Below are 17,736 nucleotides of genomic sequence, written 5' to 3'. Positions count from 1 at the left end.
CCGCTTAGCGGTCCGCTTCGCCGCTCACCCGCGCCGTGGTGGACAACGGCGTCTCCTTGATGAACAGGCACAGCACCAGGGCAACTGCCACGATGGGCACGCTGAGCAGGAAGATGGGAGGCAGGGCCTGCCCGAATGCCGCGGCGATGAAGTCCTGCGCCGGCGCGGGGAGCCCGCGCAGCATGGCCGGACTCAGCGAATTGATGTCCCCTCCGAGGGCAGTCCCGGCCCCCGGCGGCGCCGCTGCAATCTCATTGCCCAGCCGGTGGATGAAGATCGACCCGAACAGCGCGATCCCGAACGAGGCACCGATCTGGCGGAAATAATTCGCTGCGGAAATCGCCGCGCCCATATCCCTGCCCGGCACGCTGTTCTGCACAATCAGCACCAGGTTCTGCATCAGCATTCCCAGCCCGAGTCCCATCACCAGCATGCCAATTGCGGTGAAACCGTATGGTGTGGTGTCTGAGATCCGTGAGAGCAGCACCAACCCGGCAATGATCACCGCACACCCCAGCACCGGGTAAATCTTGTACCGGCCGGTGCGGGAAATCAGCTGCCCGGTGCCGATGGAGGTCAGCAGCAGCCCGCCCATCATGGGCAGCATCATCAGGCCCGACTGCGTGGCGGTGGCCCGGTTGACCATCTGCAGGAACGTGGGCAGGTAGGAAATGGTGGAGAACATCGCGATTCCGACGGCGATGCCCACCAGCACCGGCAGCAGGAAATTCCGGCTGCGGAACAGGCCAAGCGGAAGGATGGGTTCCTCTGCCCGCCTCTCCACCAGGACAAATGACGTGCCGGCCGCCAGCGTCACCACGGCCAGGGCAAGAATCTGCGGACTTGACCAGGCGTAGGTGGTGCCGGCCCAGGTGGTGAGCATCACCAGGGCGGCGCTCGCGAGCGCAAGCAGCCCGGCGCCTGCGTAATCCAGTTTCGGGCGTCTGCCCCGGGGTTTGGGCAGATGCAGCGAAGACACGACGACGGCGAGCGCCACCGCGCCGATGGGCAGGTTGATGTAGAACACCCACCGCCAGGACCAGGCATCGGTGATCCAGCCGCCCAGCAGCGGACCGCCCACGGATGCCAGCCCGAAGGCCGCCCCGATCAGGCCCATGTACTTCCCGCGCTCCCGCGGGGAAACCAGGTCTCCCAGGATGGCCTGCGCCCCGATCATCAGCCCGCCGCCGCCGATGCCCTGCAGGGCACGGAAACCGATCAGCTGGCCCATGTTCTGCGCCAGTCCGGACAGGGCCGAGCCGGCGAGGAACACCACGATGGCGAAAATGAAAATGCTTTTGCGGCCAAACAGATCACCGAGCTTGCCGTAGATCGGCAGGCCGATGGTTGCCGCCAGGATATACGCGGTGACCACCCAGGACAGATGCTCCAACCCGTTCAGGTCCCCCACAATGGTGGGCAGGGCCGTAGCGACGATGGTTTGGTCCAGGGCTGCCAGCAGCACGGACAGCACCAGTCCCGTGAAAACCGGCACGAGTTTCCGCTTCGGTTCCTCGCTCCGGGCGGCCTCCACCCGGTGCTTCGGCATGGCGGTCCCGGAGCGGGCAGCGGGCGCCGCTGTGCGCGGCGTTATTGCTCTGTGGGACATGGCGGGTTTCTTCTCTTCATGGTTGTTGTTGGCCTACGTTGCGTCCACGTTCACCCGCGCCGTCCGGGACAACGGCTGCTGCACAAGAAACAGCGTCAGGACAAAGGCCGCTCCCAGGATCGGCACCCCGAGCAGGAAGATCGGCGGCAGCGCCTCGCCGAACGCGGATTTGATGAAGTCCTGCGCCGGAGCGGGCAGCGCCCTGATGCTGTCCGGACTGATCGAATTGGCGCCGCCCGACGCCGCATCGCCGGCTCCGGCCGGCGCGGAGGCCAGCTGGTCGTTCAGCCGGCGGATGAACAGGGAACCGAACAGGGCAATCCCCAGCGAACCGCCCATCTGCCGGAAGTAGTTGGCGGTGGAAACCCCGGTGCCCATGTCCTTGGCAGGGACGCTGTTCTGCACAATCAGCACCACGTTCTGCATCAGCGCCCCGATCCCCAGTCCCAGCACGAACATGCCCAGCGCGGTGAGGGAGTACGGCGTCGTACTGGAGATGCGCGAGAGCAGCAGCAGTCCGCAGATCATGGTGAGTGAGCCGAGAATCGGATAGATCTTGTACTTGCCCGTGCGGGAGATCAGCTGCCCCGTCCCGATCGAGGTGGTGAGCAGCCCCGCGGTCATGGGGAGCATCATCAGCCCGGACATAGTGGGACTGGCTCCGTTGACGATCTGCAGGAAGGTGGGCAGGTAGGCAATGGACCCGAACATGGCCAGGCCTACCGCGAGCCCCACCAGCGTGCAGATCAGGAAGTTGCGGATCCCGAACAGGCGCAGCGGGAGTATCGGTTCGGACGCGCGCAGTTCCACCGGAATGAAGATGGCGACGGCGACGGCGGCCACCGCTCCCAGCGTGAGGATGGTGGGCGAGGTCCAGGCATAGTTGTTGCCGCCCCAGCTGGTCAGCAGCACCAGGGCGGCGCTGCCGACGGCAAGCAGTGCGGCCCCGGCATAGTCCAGCCGGATCCCTTTGCGTTCGGACCGCGGCAGGTGCAGCGCGGTGATGATGACCGCGAGCGCCACCGCACCGATGGGCAGGTTGATGTAGAACACCCACCGCCAGGACCAGTAGTCGGTGAGGTATCCGCCAAGCAGCGGGCCGCTGACGGAAGCGATGCCGAACGCCGCGCCGATCAGGCCCATGTACTTGCCGCGCTCGCGGGCGGGCACAATGTCGCCGATGATGGCCTGCGCACCGATGATCAGCCCGCCGCCGCCTACCCCCTGGACAGCACGGTAGGCGATGAGCTCGGTCATGCTGTGCGCCTGCCCGGACAGGGCGGAGCCGCCCAGGAAAACCACGATGGCGAAAATGAAGATGTTCTTGCGCCCGAGCAGGTCCCCGAGCTTCCCGTAAATCGGCAGCCCGATGGTGGAGGTCAGCAGGTAGGCGGTGATCACCCAGGAGAGATGGTCCATGCCCTGCAGATCCCCCACGATGGTGGGCAGGGCGGTGGAGACGATGGTCTGGTCCAGGGCGGCGACAAGCACCGCCAGCATCAGCCCGGCGAAAACGACGGCGATCTGGCGCCGCGAGTGCCCGCCTCCCGCATCGGCGCGGCCCTGCACGCTGTCCCCGCCCGCTGGCGGGCCGCTCCGGGCCTGCGGCGTGTGCGCCACCAGGGGGACGGCGTTGACCGGCGCTCCCATGGCACCGGCCATCCCGGCTATCGGATGGGTTGCTGCGGTTCCGTGGGGAGTAAACCGGTCGGCCATGCACTCCTCCTTGGAAATTTCCGCCGGATGAGGGCAGTCCGGCCGGAACTTCCATTCGACGCCCACCGTCCCGCCAAGTCAACGGTCGGCGGCGGCCACCCATGCCGGTACCGGCAGGCGTCGTGGCTGTCTGGTCCAGGGCGGAGGGGCGCGAAGTCATATAGCCAGCGAACTGCTCCCTGCCTCGGCGTTGTTCCCCGGGTAGGACAGGCGCACACTGGCACTAATCGCGGACCGGCCATGCTGCCGAAGCCGCACGGATCACCTTCGGGGTACGCCATGAACCGTACAATCAGTGTCATTTTCCGCGCCATACCGCTGCTCATGGGCGCTGTCTGTCTGTCCTTTGGCCTCTACATCCTGGCCGGGCCCAACGATGCCGATCACTTTGTCGCCGGACACGTCAACGTCGGGCTGACCGCCATCTGTTACGCGCTGTTCACTACGGCGGCCACCATCATCAGGCAGCTCATCAACCGCTATGGGCGCGGGTGGGCGATCATCCTGCCGCTCTCCGGCTACGTGGCTGCCGCCGCCGCCGTCATCTGGGGCATCGTCCTGGCCAACCGGGACAACACCGCGGAGAACCTCACGGCGGGCTTCGTTGTGATCGGCATCGGCTTCATCGCCGCGTGCGTCAGCACCGTCGCGGCCGCGTCCACAAAATTCACGCTCATCCAGTCAGCACAGTTACTCGAGCCTCAGGGCGGCCCGCCGGAAGGTGCTCACTCCCGCGCCGCCGGCGCCGTGCTGCTCGCAGTTCCGGTTGGAGCCGCCGCCGTCGGTTTCTCCCTTGCAATCGGCCTGTTGGTGCGCGGAGATACCCCCGGATTCGTTGCCGGCCACGTCCTGATCGGCCTGTCGGCGATCTGCACGTCGCTGATCGCCCTGGTCGCGAGCATCGTGCGCCAGGTGCGCAACGAATTCAGCGACGGCGAACGTTCCGCCTGGCCCTGGTTCGTCGCTGCCGCTGGCACGATCAATGTGCTGCTCGGACTATTCGTGCTGTTCAGCTCACACGAGCCCTATCGGCTGGCCCCGGGCTGTGTGCTGATCGGCCTCGGGCTGATCTGCTTCAGCATCCTGTCGAAGGTGCTGTTGCTAGCCCTCGTCTGGCGTCGCACGTTTGCCCTGGCCAACCGCATCCCGCTGATGCCCATCGGCACAGCGCTCACCTGTCTGTTCTTCGCCGCGTTCCTCTTTGAAGCCGCAGGCACAGACCCGGCGTTCTTTGTCCCCGCGCACGTGCTGGTTGGGCTCGGAGCTGTCTGCTTTACGCTCTTCTCAATCGTGTCCATCCTCGAAGCGGGAACGTCGGAGTAGCAGAGCAGCGTTAAGGCTCGGCGGTAAACTAGGCAAATTCCATTCCTTCCGCCGGGCGGGGACGGGTGAGCCAGTACTGGGTGCCTGCGGCATCCCGGGCCACGATGCCTTCATCCACCAGATAGCGGCGGATGGCAGCGGGGTCTGCGGTGAAGGCCGTCAGCCTGCTGGTGAGTTCCTTCTCCGACAGCACTGGCCTCAGCCCCGGCTCCGGCGGCCGGGCGTGTTCAAACACCTCCCCGGCCAGGAAATGGAGCAGCTCCAGCCGGTCGGAGCGTTTGCGCGGGTAGGACTCGAGCCTGCCGTTAACCAGGAACCGGCGGGCCGACGTGTCGGGTGTGCGTACCCCGGCGGCCAGCAGATCAGCGAAGACGGAGGCTACGGGTTCCACCCCGCGCTCGCCGACGCGGACCAGGCCGGCGTTCTGCAGCACGGCCAACGACTTCGCCTCGGCAGCGGTGAGGTCCGCCGGGTCCAGGCGTACTCCGTCGTCGGCCGCCAGCACGGCGCGGGCGTACAGGTGCAGGCGCCGGCGGTCTGCGAGCGCCGCCGCCACGGGACGCCAGCGGTTTGCCTCCGGCGTCGAACTAGTTTCCCCCATGGCTCCCCTTCAAACCCGTGTCCGGTTCCTGGGCGTCTCTGACCGGCGGTGAAAGCACCTGGACCGGCGGCATCTCATGCATCATCCCCATGACCTGCAGTTCGGCGTACAGGTCCGCCACGGCCGGGGGACGCCAGTCCCTCACTGTGATGAGCGTTCCGTCCGGGTAGTCCTGCACGGCGGCAGCGGCAATGGGAAAGGGCAGCCGCCCGTAGGCCGTCCGGGAGAACCAGTTGAGGTATCCGACGGCGGGTTCCCGGTAAGACGTATGTGCCGGCAATCCCAACCGGGCCCGGCGCTCGCTGACCCTGTCATAGCATTCCCAGCTGGTAAGGCTCGCCGTTTCCGGCTCCCAGATGCGGATCAGCTTCCGGAACCAGCCGGAGGCTTCGTCCGGGGTGCCGATAGTGAAGCCCGCCGGCAGTACCAGGGAGATTTCGTTGGGTCTCGGACCGAGGTTCCGGCCGGCGGTAACGTCCAGGGAGAACAGCGGCACCTTGGCATCTTGGTCAGCGTAAAGCCGGAACTGCGTCTTTCTGGTGCCGGTGGAAAACGGCGAGTCGGGAGCGTCGCGCTCCCGGTTGCTTTCAATTGCCCGGCCCAGTGCGGACGGGTCGGTAAAGTCCGCAGCGTCCCTGAACACTAGTGCCCGGCCGTGCCACTCACTCTCCGAAGCATCAAACCGTCCCCGGAACTGATCCAGCATCCGCAGGATCCGGCCGGCAACCTGCTCCGCCGTTTCCCTCCTGGCACCCCACTCCAGCCGAACACGGACTGCCTTATCCTCCGGAAACAGGTCGGCCACAGTGAGTGTCATGCGGCACAACCTACCCGATTCAGGCCCGGTCTTCGTGGAAGGGCCCATCGAGAACCTGGTGATCCGGCATCTCGTGCAGCATCCCCATGGTCTCCAGCTCGGCATACAGGTCGGCGACGGCGGCGACGTTCCAATCCGGAACCGCAATCAGCGTCCCGTCCGGGTCCTCACGGGTCACCGCATCCAGCGGGAAAGGAAGCCTGCCGTACCCGGTGCGCGAGAACCAGTTCAGATAGCCGACGGACGGAGCGTAAATCGAGCGGTTCCCGCTGCCTAGCCGCTTCTCCATCTCCCTGCAGGCATCCATGGTGTCCGGGGTGGAAAGGCAGGCGGTTTCCGGCTGCCAGATCCGGGCGAGTCCGCCGAACCAGCTGTGGGCCTCCTCCGGTGGGCCAATGATGAATTCTGCGGGCGGCCGCAGGGAGATGCTGTTTGCCGGGGTTCCCCAGACATTACTGCGGCCGGCAGAGATATCGAACTGAAACAGTCCGTTGTCCGGATCGCCGGAACCGGTCAATGAGAATTTTGCCCTGAGGGTTCCGGTGTCCACATGCGAGTCGGGAACATCGCGCTGGCGGGGACTTTGAATCAGCGCACCCAGCGCTTCCGGCGCGTCCGGGATGTCAACCCATTTAGGTCCGGGCCCGAAGAGGGTTTTCACGGACATCTGCCATCGCGCATCGGGATCCGGGAACCTGCTCCGGAACAAGGGAAGCGTCAGCAGTATCCGTTCGGCGACCTGTACCGGAGTCTCCTTGCGCGACCCCCATTCCAGGGACAGCCAGGCATGGACCCGGCGGGTCTTCGGGAACAGTTCCCCCACGGTTTGTGTCATGCGGCACAACCTACCCGATGCGGGCAACCCGCGGTTGAGGCGCCGACGGCGTGTGGCCCGGTGTGCCGGGAGCGGTCCCTCGCTAGCTGCGGCTGAAGGCGTCCAGTTTGCGCTGGGTCTCCATCTCGTGGCGGACCTTCAGCTCGTAGTCGATGAAGGCCTCGATCATGGCCTTGTACGTGCGTTCCACCACATTGCAGTCGCCGTCCTGCTCCTGGGCCGCATGGCGGACATGGGCGATGACTTCCTCCATGCGCTTGGGCGAGCGGACGGCGTCGTCGTTGTCCTTCAGTCCCCCGGCGACGCGCACCAGCCGCTGCCGCCGCCAGATCAGCGCGACAATTTCTTCATCGATTTCGTCAATTGCTGTCCGGACATTGTCTAGCTGTCCCGAAACGGATTTCTGCTCAGCTGGTTCCATGCCTTAAGAGTAACCATTCCCGGGCCGCAGGCACCGCAGCGGGCCTCCGCTACCCGGGTAATGGCCGTCCGGCGCATTCATGGCAGGATCATAGGCGTGAATCCCCACGTTTCCGTGGTCACCGTAGGCGTACGGGACCTCGAAGTAACTTACGCGTTCTACGTTTCGCGGCTCGGCTGGGAAACTGTGCAGTACGTCCCCGACGAGGTGATCTTCTTCCAGATCAACCACGGGCTGCTCCTGGCCTTTTTCCGGGCAGACCATCTGGCGGCGGAAGCCGGTGCGGCCGGCGAGCTCCACAACGCCCCGGTCACCCTCGGGCACAACGTGGATTCGGCCGCAGAGGTCGACGCCGTGCTGGCCAACGCCGCCGGCGCCGGCGGGGTCATCACCGCGCCCGGAACCCAGATGAGCTGGGGCGGCTATTCCGGCTACTTCACGGACCCCGACGGGCTGCGCTGGGAAGTCTGCTTCAACCCCGGCCTCAGGGTGGACGACGCCGGCCGGGTCACCCTGGCAGTGATTTCCGAATAAGTTCCCGCTAGAACAGCACGTCCTCCGTCGGCACCGTCTCCGCCTGGTCCGGATGCAGCAGGTACTCGCCGTCGTTGCGCACGTTGCCCACGGCAGGGTGGGCTTCGGACAGTACCCAGTCCGCCGCCGTCGTGTAGGCCTGCGCCGTAGCCAGGGCTACCAGCGTGCCCGCATCTCGCCGTGCCGGGTCCAGCCAGGCAGCCATTGCGTCCTTGGACAGCGGCAGCGGCAGCCGGTCATGCAGGCCGGCCAGTTCGCGCAGCACCGGTTCGGCGCTGTCTGCCGGGGGCGAGGCGACGGTGAGGATCGACGTCGAGAGCAGCCACATCTCCGGGTCGCCTTCGGCCTTGGCCGGATCCCGCCACCACTCATACAGGCCGGCAAAGTAGATCGGGGCGCCGTCGGCCCGGGAAACGTGGAACGGGCGGCGCGCCTTGCCGGGGCCGGCCTTCCATTCGTAGTAGCCGTCCACCGGCACCGCACAGCGGCGCGAGAGAACTGCCTCACGAAAGGTGGGCTTTTCCAGGACGGTCTCGCTGCGGGCGTTGAACGCACGCACGCCTACGGATGCATCACCTGCCCACCCGGGAACCAGGCCCCACCGGGCAACGTGGATCTGGCGCACCTGCGTCCGGCCCCGGCCCGGCACGTCCACGAAGCGTTCGAGGACAACGGGGACGTCCGACGTCGGGGCTACGTTCCAGGACGCGCGCAGTTCCAGGCGGGCGTCAGCCTCCGCTTCAGCCTCGGCCACGAGGTCCCCCGCGGAGCGGGCCATCACGTATCTTCCGCACATGCCTCCAGTCTGCCACCGGGAATGCCGCCGGCCGGAATACTGTTGGATCAGGCAACAATCCATTTCGACGAAGAGGAGCAACCATCGTGGCTGCCACTGCTGAAGCTTTCACCCCCGCAACCGGAACCATCACCATGTTCTCCACCTCCTGGTGCGGATACTGCCGGCGCCTGAAGTCGCAGCTGGATGCCCAGGGCATCGGCTACACCGAGGTCAACATCGAAGACGTGGAAGGTACTGCGGAGCTCGTGGCCTCGCTCAACGGCGGCAACCAGACCGTCCCGACCGTGATTTTCCCGGACGGTTCCGCGGCCACCAACCCTTCCGCTTCCGAGGTGAAGTCCCGCCTCGGCCTCTAGCGGATAGGGCCCCTCGGGCCCGGCGGACGGCGGAACCACGTGCTTGACACTCGGTTACTGAGTAGTAGTGTGGGGGCTCTTCCAGAGGGAACGGGTATTACCGGGACACGAAGGAGCGAGATGAAGACCACGATGACACGTACCGCCGTCCTCCTATCGACAGCCGGACTGGTCGCCGGTTCCGCAGTTTTCGCGGCACCGGCCTCAGCGTCCGTCACCGAATGCGAACCCGGATCCACGGCAACCACCTTCACCGGGTCCGCCACAAGCCGGGAAACAGCCGGTACGGCAACGCTCACGAACAGTTCCACGGTCACTGCACCTGTCGCGCTCACCAGTGAACGTTCCGTGACCAGCCAGGCGTCTACCAAGGGACCGGTACCGCTCAGTGCGATCCTCCCCGCTGTGCGGTCCGAGGTCAGCCCGCTGGCGTTCGAAACCGCCAGCTGGCGTGCCGGACAGTCGGTATTCCAACTGACCTTGCCGGCGGGCCAGTCACACGATGTGACATACGGGTTCAACCTGATGTCGTTTTCCGGTTCGCAGCAGGAATGTGGACTCGACGGACGCTTCGGTCCCGCAACGGACTTCAGCGGCACCGTTCCAACCGGAACCTTCGTAGACTTCTAGCGCCGCGGGCGGGAAGCCGCCGGGCGGTGAGTCAGGGACGCAGCAGTGCCTTTATGGTCCGCCGTTCGTCCATGGCCCGGTAGGCTTCCGCGGCCTCGCCCAGCGGCAGCTCCAGGGTAAAGACCTTCCCCGGGTTGATCTTGCGCTGCAGGATCAACTCCATGAGCTCGGGCAGGAACCGGCGCACCGGCGCCGGGCCGCCCAGCAGGTGAATCTCAGCGAAAAAGAGCTGTTCGCCGGGTAGCTGCACGCCGTGCGGCACCCCCACGTAGCCCATATGGCCGCCTGGACGGGTGCAGCCGATGCCCTGCAGCATCGAAGCCTGTGTCCCCACTGCCTCCACCACGCTGTGGGCGCCCATCCCGCCGGTCAGCTCACGCACCGCTGCCACGCCGTCGTCGCCGCGTTCCTGGACAATGTCCGTGGCTCCGAACTCCCGGGCCAGTTCCTGCCGGTCCGGGTGGCCGCTCATGGCGATGATCCGTTCGGCGCCCATCTGCCGGGCGGCCAGCACGGCCAGGAGACCCACCGCGCCGTCGCCCACCACGGCGACCGTCTTGCCGGGCCCGGCTTCGGCAGCAGCCGCACCGAACCAGCCGGTACCGAGCACGTCCGAAGCGGTGAGCAGCGACGGGATCACGTCTGCATCCGGTGGTTCCGCGGTCGCCACGAGCGTGCCGTCCGCGAGGGGAACCCGTAAATACTCGGCCTGCGCTCCGCCGACGCCCTCGGCATGGACACATCGGCTTTGATAACCCGCGGTGCAGATCTCGCAGGTGTTGTCGGAGGCGAAAAAGGAGCCCACCACAAACTGGCCCGGCCGGATCAGCGAAACCGCTGCCCCGGTTTCTTCGACTACGCCCACGTATTCATGCCCCATCGGACGGGGCCGGCGCACCGCGTCGATGCCCCGGTACGGCCACAGGTCCGATCCGCAGACGCAGGCCGCCACCACTTTCAGGATGGCGTCAGTGGGTTCCTGGAGTACCGGCCGGGGGACATCCTCCACCCGGACATCCCGCTCTCCGTACAACAGGGTTCCTAGCATGGTGCACTTCCTGGTGTTGGCGGCTGTCACTCCGGACCCGTTCCTGCCTTCCATGCTAGGACGGTGCCCGGCCCGGCGGCAGGCCCTGACGGTTGAGCCGGGAGCGGAAGGGCAATTCCTGCTTCGCCCCCGGCGCCCCGGGTCCATAGGATGGGAAGCGGGATGCTGGACTCAGGCTTCCCGCCCGGACATCGAAAGAGGCAGCACACACATGGTTCATAAGGTTCAGGCCGTAGTCGTCAAGGAAAAGAACGCCCCCGTCTCCCTGGAGACCATCCTGGTTCCGGACCCCGGACCCGGCGAAGCGCTGGTGGACATCCTCACCTGCGGTGTCTGCCATACCGACCTGCACTACAAACAGGGCGCCATCAACGATGACTATCCGTTCCTGCTCGGACACGAAGCCACCGGCGTCGTTTCCGCCGTCGGTCCCGACGTTACCGAGGTAGCCCCCGGGGACCGAGTGGTGCTGAACTGGCGCGCCGTGTGCGGCGAATGCCGCGCCTGCCGCAAGGGCGAGCCGCAGTACTGCTTCAACACCGCCAACGCCACGCAGAAGATGACCCTGGAGGACGGCACCGAGCTGACGCCCGCACTGGGCATCGGTGCGTTCGCGGAGAAGACCCTTGTGGCCGCCGGCCAGTGCACCAAGGTGGACGACGACGTCGACGCCGCCGCGGTGGGCCTGCTCGGCTGCGGCGTTATGGCCGGCATCGGTGCCGCCATCAACACCGGCGCCGTGCAGCGCGGGGAATCCGTGGCCGTGATCGGCTGCGGCGGCGTGGGCATTGCCGCCGTCGCCGGCGCAAAGCTGGCCGGAGCCACCACCATCATCGCCGTGGACATTGACTCGGCCAAGGTTGAACTGGCCATGGCCCAGGGCGCTACGCACGGCATCAACTCCAAGGACGAAGATCCGGTGGAAGCCATCCGCGCGCTCACCGGCGGCTTCGGCGCCGACGTCGTGATTGACGCGGTGGGACGGCCGGAAACCTATAAGCAGGCCTTCTACGCCCGTGACCTCGCCGGCCGCGTGGTGCTGGTGGGTGTGCCGAACCCGGAGATGAAGATCGAGCTGCCGCTGGCGGACGTGTTCGGCCGCGGCGGCTCCCTGAAGTCCTCCTGGTACGGCGACTGCCTGCCCTCCCGGGACTTTCCCATGCTGGTGGAACAGTACAAGCTCGGCCGGCTGGACCTGGATGCCTTCGTCACCGAGCGCATCGGCCTGGGCGACATTGAGGAAGCCTTCACCAAGATGCATGACGGCAAGGTCCTGCGTTCGGTGGTGGAACTGTAATGTTCCGCATCGACAACGTGGTCACCTCGGGAACCTTCTCCCTGGACGGCGGCACCTGGGACGTGGACAACAACGTCTGGATTGTCGGCGACGACCTCCAGGTGATCGTCATCGACCCGGCGCACAACATCAACGCGATCGCCGAAGCCGTGGGTGACCGGGAGGTCATGGCCATCCTGCTCACCCACGGGCATGACGACCACATCCGTGCCGTCGGCAAGGCCCGGGACCGCTTCAGCGCCCCGGTGTTCCTGCACGCCGCGGACCGGATGCTGTGGGACGCAGTGTTCCCCGACGAGGGGCCGGACGATGTGATTGAGGACGGCGACACGTTCGAGATTGCCGGCCACACGCTGCGCGCCCTGCACACGCCGGGGCACTCCCCCGGATCGGTCTGCTTCTCGCTGGCTGCGGGCGAGGACGTTCCGGAGCCCGTGGTCTTCAGCGGCGACACGCTGTTTCAGGGCGGCCCCGGCGCCACGGGCCGCTCCTACAGCGACTTCCCGACCATCATCGAGTCCATCCGGGAACGGCTGCTGACGCTGCCGGCGGAGACGAAGGTGCTCACCGGGCACGGGGATTCGACGTCGATCGCCGCCGAAGGGCCGCACCTGCAGGAATGGATCGACCGGGGTCACTAGGACCCCCGGGATCTTCCATGCGCATGCCTTGACCGTCGGGGTTAGGGTATGCGCATGGGGGATACTCGCGCACAGCTGCTGGATTTGTCCGTCGACGAGGCCGACGCCGAAGCGCGGATGCACGAGGTGCGTTCATGGCTCCGGGCCAGCCGTTGGAGCGCACCCGCGCCCCACAACTACGACTACCTCTACAGCGAGCATGTGTCCGACGGTCCGGGCCCCCGCCTGACGGAGCAACTGGACCCTCGCTCGCCGGATTTTGTCTTCACCTTCATTCCCGGCCGCGATCTCTATCTCCATGGCGACAGCACGGGGGGCCCGGAGTGCCGCAAATGCGGTGAAGCCACGGACATCGACGACGTCGCGGGAATGGTCCAGGAATGGCTGGACTCGCACCAGGAACCGGACCTCGCCTGTCCCCGCTGTTCATGGCACGCGCCCTGGGGAAACTGGGACCTCAGCTGGTCACTGGTGGTTTCCTCGTTTGCCGTCATCATCCACCAGGACTCCCATACCCCGGACCAACAGGCATTTGCCCAGCACCTTAAGTCGCAGTTGCAGGCCGACCTCGGTGGGCGATGGGTGCTCATGCACTTCAAGGGTTAAGACTATTCCGACCGCATCCGCAGGCCCCGGTACGGAAGAGCGTTTCCTGCAGCACACCCCACCGTGTGTAGCGGGTCGGGACAGAAAAGCCATCCCGTAGTAGGGTCAGCGCATGGGGGACACTCGTGCGCAGCTGCTGGATTTGTCCGTGGACGACGCAGGCGCCGAAGCGCGCATGCACGAGGTGCGGAAATGGTTCCGGGACAACGGTTGGAGCGCACCCGACCCACAGGTCTACGACTACCGGCACAGCCAGGAGGTGTCCGACGGACCCGGCCCCCGCCTCATGGGGCAACTGGATCCCCGCCGGCCGCACTTTGTCTTCACCTTCATTCCAGGTCTTGACGTCTATTTCCTGGGCGACAGCACGGGCGGGCCGGAGTGCCGGAAATGCGGCGAAGAACTGGACATCGACATGGTGGCCAGGATGATCCAGGGCTGGCTGGACTCAGGTCAGGAACCGGAGCTCACCTGTCCCCGCTGTTCGTGGCACGCCCCCTGGGGTCGCTGGGAGCTCAGCACCTCCCTGGTTGTCGCCTCGTTTGCCGTCATCATCGACCGGGACTGGCATGTCCCGATCGGCCAGGATTGGCGTACCGCGGTGGATCCGTACGACCTTCCACGACGTTTTGTGGAGGAGTTGCAGGCCGATCTCGGCGGGCACTGGGTGTTTATGTATTTTCACGACTAAGACCTTCGAAGCGGCTGAATCCGCAGGCCCTTGTTTCGGCTGGCGGCCCGCCAGAGACTTGTTCCATGGCACTGCAGATCAGCCCCGCATTCTGGAAGTTCCTGCCCCAGCTGCGCTACGAGCCCACGCCGCGGCGTATCCGTGCGCAGCTCGGCGGCAACACCGTGGTGGATTCCACCCATGCGGTGCTGGCCTATGAACCGAGACGGGTCACCCCCATCTATGCGGTGCCCGCCGAGGACATTGCGGCAGAGGTGACTGCTGCCTCGGAGCCCGACGGCGACCCGCTGGCCGAGGTGCCCCCGGATGCCCTGATGGACCCGCGCTATTCCTTCTCCGCGCACACGGCCCCCGGCCAGCCACTGGACCTCCGCGCCGGATCGCACGAGCTGCCCGGTGCGGGGTTCCGGGCGGATGATGCGGATCTTCACGGATATGTGCTGCTGGACTTCAATGCGTTCGACCGCTGGCTGGAGGAAGACCAGGTGGTTCAGGGGCACCCCCGGGACCCCTTCCACCGGGTCGACGCCCTCGACTCCTCGCGGGCGGTGCGGGTGCATCTGGACGGACAGCTGCTGGCAGAGACCCGCCAGCCGCTGCTCGTCTACGAAACCATGCTCCCGCCGCGGACCTATTTTCCGCGCTCTGACGTGGACTGGGACGTCCTCGACGCGTCCCTAACCCGGTCGGTCTGCCCGTACAAGGGGACGGCGAACTACTGGTCGGTTACCGGGCATCCGGCGGGAACTGACCTGGCCTGGTCCTATGAGGCGGTGCTGCCCGATTCGGCGCAGCTCAAGGACCGGGTCTCGTTCTTCGATGAGCGCACCGAGGTCTACGTGGACGACGCCAAACAGGAGATCACCTCCCTGTTCCGCTTCTGAGGCTGCTTCAGTCCGCCGTATCGGCGATCTGGATGAGGTTGCCCACGGTGTCAGAGAAAACCGCCGTCGTTATTGGTCCCATCCGGGTAGGCAGCTGAGTGAAGGCCACACCCAGGTCCAACAGCCGGTGATATTCGTCCTCCACGCTGTCCACGGCGAAGGAGGTGAACGGGATCCCGTCCGCTACCAGAGCCTCTGTGAACGGCGCGACGGCGGGATGCCCGGCCGGTTCGAGCAGCAGTTCCACCCCGGCGTCCTCCCCCGGCACCCCCACGGTCAGCCAGCGCGCACCGCCCGCCGGCACATCCTGCCGCTGTTCGAATCCCAGCACCCGCGTGTAAAAATCCAGTGCCTTGTCTTGGTCGTCCACAAAAATACTGGTCACCACAATCCTCATGGATGCTCCCTGTCCGTTCGGGTTTTCACGGGCCGACTATCCGGTGGTTCCGTCGGTACACGGCCAGTATCCGGTGCACCAGGCAAATGCGGGAGGGGGTCCTGTCAAACCCCCGGCTGTGCAGGGCACTGGCCGCTGATAACCGGTGTTCGTAGCGTTGTTCCACCAACACCGCATCGAAAAGGAAGGCCACACCATGTCATCGCCTAATGAACCGTATGAACTCGCCCGCAGACGCGTCATCGCGAAGACCATCTACAAGGGGGTGGTCGGTCTCTGGCTGCTGCTTGCGGTCCTTCAGGTCGCTATCTGGTACTTCACGACGCCGGACGGCTACTTCTGGCCGGTCTGGCCGATCCTGGGAACTCTTGTCGCCGCGGTCGTTGCGGGGATCCCCGTCTACGCAGGCCGTCCCGCCATATCGGAGCGCCGTGTTGAAGCCGAAGTGGCTCGGATGCAGCGAAACGGCTGACCCGTACCGGGAGAGGACATCATGGTCCGTGCCGGCCACGCTCACGCGGGAGTGCTCGTCATCCTCGGCCTCCTTGTCATGGTGATCGTGCAGGCGAACGGAGTGCCCGAGCCGTTCGCCACGATCTCCCTCGGCGTCTTCGTGGCTGCCATCCTGATGCCCACCGGTTTTTTCGTCTCCGTGATCGGCCAGGATCCCGCGCGGCCCAACCGGGCCATTATGCTTCTCTGGATTGGAGCGGCTGTGCTGGGCGTCGGTCTGCTCTCCGCGGGCGTCGGGCTCATCATTCAGGGAGTCACGTCAGCGCCATGAACATAACAGAGGCAGTTGCACTGGTAACCGGAGCGAACAGGGGCTGGGGCGGGAGTTCGTGACCCAGCTGGTTGAGCGGGTGCCCTGCCTCCCGAAGCTTTTTACGCAGGCATGGGCCCCTTCGCCTGAGCCGCTGCCGGGGTTGAGCTGACGGACCGTTGAGCGCGCTGCAGATTGCGGATGAGTTCCTCGCGGCTTTGTCCATCCACGTGGTGGCGCCACATCGGCGTACCGGGGCTGCTGCGCCAGGATTCGCTCAGGGGACTGTTATCAACTGCGTCGAATCCGAGATCGTCATAGAACCGGGTCACCAGTTCGACGGCCTCCGGATAGTCGCTGGAGACGACCAGCGCCTTACGGTCAGGTGCTCCGGCCGGTCGCGCCAGCCGCATGATGGCCGGCAGCGCGTCGCTGGGGACACGGAGGTGGAAGCGCTCATGGAACTGGACATGATTGAACGCCTTGACGACCCTCGAGGTGGGCAGCTGTTCCTGACGCAACTCATGAATTGTCTTGAGCCCGGAGTCGACATCGGGGAAGTTCCCGTCGCGCCAGACCATGTAATTGTTGTTATCGATCACGACCTTTCCTGCGAGTTCCTGCACCGGCAGCCGGTCACCGGGCGCGTACGGGAACGCGGTGACGGCGAAGTCAGCTGCAGCCGCGGCCTCTGCCGCGTAGGCGGCGCGTGCCCGCGGTCCCAAGTCCTTGACCAGCCGCTGCAAGGTTTCGGGTCCCCGCGAATTCGCGATGACGACGTCGTAGCCCGCCGCCGTTGCCACCCGGGCAAGCGTTGTTCCGGCCTGGCCCGCGCCGAGGATGCCGATAGTAGTCACGGTATTACTCCTTGGTTGACCTGGCGCCGGTTTGCGGATGTTCCTGGCTCCTGTTCGTTGAGAAGGCCGCGGAGGCAAGGAGCGCAAGTTTCTCAGCATCGTCCGAGCCGGCGTCGGGGTGGTAAATGACGAGCATCAGTCCGTCCGTTCCGTTGATGCCCAGCCGCTCCCGGTTGAGGGTCATTTCCCCGACCTGCGGGTGGTTGAGCCGCATCGGGGTGCCTCTCTGGGGCCCCACTTCATGCCGTGCCCACAATCGCCGGAAGTAGGGGCTCGCCAGTGAAAGCTCTCCGACGAGTTCAATGAAACGGGGATTGTCGACATCCTTGCCCACGGACTGCCGAAGGTTCGCAATGAAGCACTCCGTCACCCCTTCCCACTCCGGATAAAGGGCCTGCTCGGCCGGGTCGAGGAACATGTCCCTCAGCTGGTTCCCCCCGAGATCAAGACGCGGTGAGAGCGCTTTCGCCAGGCTGTTCGCGGCCAGGATGTCGAAGTACCGCCCCTCGATGAAGGCGGGCTGGGCGAGCGAATCCAGCAGCTTGAGTGCACCGGCGGGAGCGGTTTCCTTGGCCGGCCGGCGAACGCGCTGCCGGGGAACGTCCGCGACCAGCGTGAGCAGGTACGCGAGGTGGTCGTCGTCAAGTTGGAGCACGCGGGCGATGGACTCGAGGACCTGCACGGAGGGGTGCCGGTCCCGCCCGCGCTCCAACCGCAGGTAGTAATCGGCGCTGATGCCGGCGAGCATGGCCACTTCCTCGCGCCGCAGTCCGGGCACGCGCCGCACACCTATGTCCGGGATGCCGGCCTGCTTCGGTGTTACCAGCTCGCGCCTGGCCCGCAGGTAGTCGCCAAGGGCGTTCGATGTCTTACTCATGGGAGCCAGCCTAGGACCAGGCAGGGCAGATGGG

The 17,736-nt window shown here is 65.9% G+C and carries 22 protein-coding genes; 11 read left to right on the top strand and 11 right to left on the bottom strand.

Features of this window, described 5'->3' with window-relative positions:
• Positions 1–4: 4 nt before the first annotated feature.
• Together LOC56_RS07980 and LOC56_RS07975 are read right to left on the bottom strand one after the other, a co-directional pair.
• Positions 5–1,609: an MDR family MFS transporter gene (locus LOC56_RS07980; RefSeq protein WP_229951749.1), complete on the bottom strand. Its 1,605-nt coding sequence runs from the start codon at positions 1,607–1,609 to the stop codon at positions 5–7.
• A 33-nt stretch (positions 1,610–1,642) separates the two neighbouring features.
• Positions 1,643–3,325, bottom strand: a complete 1,683-nt coding sequence (locus tag LOC56_RS07975) for an MDR family MFS transporter (RefSeq protein ID WP_229951748.1) — start codon at positions 3,323–3,325, stop codon at positions 1,643–1,645.
• A gap of 279 nt (positions 3,326–3,604) precedes the next feature.
• Between LOC56_RS07975 and LOC56_RS07970 the strand changes: the two genes are divergently transcribed.
• Positions 3,605–4,648 (top strand): DUF2776 family protein, encoded by a 1,044-nt coding sequence (locus LOC56_RS07970; protein WP_229951747.1) that lies wholly within the window; start codon positions 3,605–3,607, stop codon positions 4,646–4,648.
• 28 nt (positions 4,649–4,676) lie between these two features.
• Here the strand turns inward: LOC56_RS07970 and LOC56_RS07965 are convergent, their stop codons facing one another.
• The 4 genes from LOC56_RS07965 to LOC56_RS07950 all read right to left on the bottom strand — a co-directional run bounded on the left by LOC56_RS07965 (position 4,677) and on the right by LOC56_RS07950 (position 7,322).
• Complete coding sequence (locus tag LOC56_RS07965) at positions 4,677–5,249, bottom strand: DUF2087 domain-containing protein (protein WP_229951746.1); 573 nt, start codon at positions 5,247–5,249, stop codon at positions 4,677–4,679.
• Positions 5,236–6,066, bottom strand: coding sequence for a hypothetical protein (locus LOC56_RS07960; protein ID WP_229951745.1), 831 nt, complete (start codon positions 6,064–6,066; stop codon positions 5,236–5,238). Before LOC56_RS07960 ends, LOC56_RS07965 begins: the two co-directional genes overlap by 14 nt.
• Before the next feature lie 19 nt (positions 6,067–6,085).
• Positions 6,086–6,901 (bottom strand): hypothetical protein, encoded by an 816-nt coding sequence (locus tag LOC56_RS07955; RefSeq protein ID WP_229951744.1) that lies wholly within the window; start codon positions 6,899–6,901, stop codon positions 6,086–6,088.
• 82 nt (positions 6,902–6,983) lie between these two features.
• Entirely contained in the window at positions 6,984–7,322 is a 339-nt protein-coding gene (locus tag LOC56_RS07950; protein ID WP_229951743.1) for a chorismate mutase, read from the bottom strand.
• A gap of 96 nt (positions 7,323–7,418) precedes the next feature.
• On the opposite strand from LOC56_RS07950, the gene LOC56_RS07945 reads away from it, so the two are divergent.
• Positions 7,419–7,856 carry a VOC family protein gene (locus tag LOC56_RS07945; RefSeq protein ID WP_229951742.1) on the top strand — a complete coding sequence of 146 codons (438 nt, stop codon included), beginning with the start codon at positions 7,419–7,421 and terminating at the stop codon, positions 7,854–7,856.
• 7 nt (positions 7,857–7,863) lie between these two features.
• On the opposite strand, the gene LOC56_RS07940 is transcribed toward LOC56_RS07945, so the two are convergent.
• Entirely contained in the window at positions 7,864–8,652 is a 789-nt protein-coding gene (locus LOC56_RS07940; protein ID WP_229951741.1) for an SOS response-associated peptidase, read from the bottom strand.
• Between the two features lie 134 nt (positions 8,653–8,786).
• Between LOC56_RS07940 and LOC56_RS07935 the strand changes: the two genes are divergently transcribed.
• Both LOC56_RS07935 and LOC56_RS07930 read left to right on the top strand, forming a co-directional pair.
• Positions 8,787–9,011, top strand: coding sequence for a mycoredoxin (locus LOC56_RS07935; protein ID WP_227933722.1), 225 nt, complete (start codon positions 8,787–8,789; stop codon positions 9,009–9,011).
• A gap of 120 nt (positions 9,012–9,131) precedes the next feature.
• A complete protein-coding gene (locus tag LOC56_RS07930; protein WP_229951740.1) occupies positions 9,132–9,641 on the top strand; it encodes a hypothetical protein in 510 nt (169 codons plus the stop codon).
• Positions 9,642–9,672: 31 nt separating this feature from the next.
• Here the strand turns inward: LOC56_RS07930 and LOC56_RS07925 are convergent, their stop codons facing one another.
• Entirely contained in the window at positions 9,673–10,689 is a 1,017-nt protein-coding gene (locus LOC56_RS07925; RefSeq protein ID WP_229951739.1) for a zinc-dependent alcohol dehydrogenase family protein, read from the bottom strand.
• A 211-nt stretch (positions 10,690–10,900) separates the two neighbouring features.
• Here LOC56_RS07925 and LOC56_RS07920 point away from each other — a divergent pair, with 211 nt between their 5' ends.
• The 5 genes from LOC56_RS07920 (at position 10,901) to LOC56_RS07900 (ending at position 14,808) form a co-directional block, all read left to right on the top strand.
• Entirely contained in the window at positions 10,901–11,986 is a 1,086-nt protein-coding gene (locus LOC56_RS07920) for an S-(hydroxymethyl)mycothiol dehydrogenase (protein WP_227921218.1), read from the top strand.
• On the top strand, positions 11,986–12,627 hold the full coding sequence (locus LOC56_RS07915) for an MBL fold metallo-hydrolase (protein ID WP_229951738.1): 642 nt from the start codon (positions 11,986–11,988) through the stop codon (positions 12,625–12,627). The genes LOC56_RS07920 and LOC56_RS07915 overlap by 1 nt, the downstream gene beginning before the upstream one ends.
• A 54-nt stretch (positions 12,628–12,681) precedes the next feature.
• Positions 12,682–13,233, top strand: a complete 552-nt coding sequence (locus LOC56_RS07910; protein WP_229951737.1) for a hypothetical protein — start codon at positions 12,682–12,684, stop codon at positions 13,231–13,233.
• A 112-nt stretch (positions 13,234–13,345) separates the two neighbouring features.
• On the top strand, positions 13,346–13,924 hold the full coding sequence (locus LOC56_RS07905; protein ID WP_229951736.1) for a hypothetical protein: 579 nt from the start codon (positions 13,346–13,348) through the stop codon (positions 13,922–13,924).
• 65 nt (positions 13,925–13,989) lie between these two features.
• Positions 13,990–14,808, top strand: a complete 819-nt coding sequence (locus tag LOC56_RS07900; RefSeq protein ID WP_229951735.1) for a DUF427 domain-containing protein — start codon at positions 13,990–13,992, stop codon at positions 14,806–14,808.
• 7 nt (positions 14,809–14,815) lie between these two features.
• Here the strand turns inward: LOC56_RS07900 and LOC56_RS07895 are convergent, their stop codons facing one another.
• Positions 14,816–15,193 (bottom strand): VOC family protein, encoded by a 378-nt coding sequence (locus LOC56_RS07895; RefSeq protein ID WP_442860081.1) that lies wholly within the window; start codon positions 15,191–15,193, stop codon positions 14,816–14,818.
• 208 nt (positions 15,194–15,401) lie between these two features.
• Between LOC56_RS07895 and LOC56_RS07890 the strand changes: the two genes are divergently transcribed.
• Positions 15,402–15,677, top strand: a complete 276-nt coding sequence (locus LOC56_RS07890; protein ID WP_229951733.1) for a hypothetical protein — start codon at positions 15,402–15,404, stop codon at positions 15,675–15,677.
• 21 nt (positions 15,678–15,698) lie between these two features.
• Positions 15,699–15,989, top strand: a complete 291-nt coding sequence (locus tag LOC56_RS07885; RefSeq protein ID WP_229951732.1) for a hypothetical protein — start codon at positions 15,699–15,701, stop codon at positions 15,987–15,989.
• Between the two features lie 101 nt (positions 15,990–16,090).
• On the opposite strand, the gene LOC56_RS07880 is transcribed toward LOC56_RS07885, so the two are convergent.
• Both LOC56_RS07880 and LOC56_RS07875 read right to left on the bottom strand, forming a co-directional pair.
• Positions 16,091–16,825, bottom strand: a complete 735-nt coding sequence (locus tag LOC56_RS07880; RefSeq protein ID WP_229951731.1) for an NADPH-dependent F420 reductase — start codon at positions 16,823–16,825, stop codon at positions 16,091–16,093.
• A 4-nt stretch (positions 16,826–16,829) separates the two neighbouring features.
• Entirely contained in the window at positions 16,830–17,702 is an 873-nt protein-coding gene (locus LOC56_RS07875; protein ID WP_229951730.1) for a helix-turn-helix domain-containing protein, read from the bottom strand.
• Between the last annotated feature and the right edge of the window lie 34 nt (positions 17,703–17,736).

Origin of the sequence: Arthrobacter sp. zg-Y179 (assembly GCF_020907345.1) — a bacterium.
Classification (GTDB): Bacteria; Actinomycetota; Actinomycetes; order Actinomycetales; family Micrococcaceae; genus Arthrobacter_B; species Arthrobacter_B jinronghuae.
Note: the sequence above shows the minus strand (reverse complement) of the source record. Positions and strands in the feature narration are given on the sequence as shown.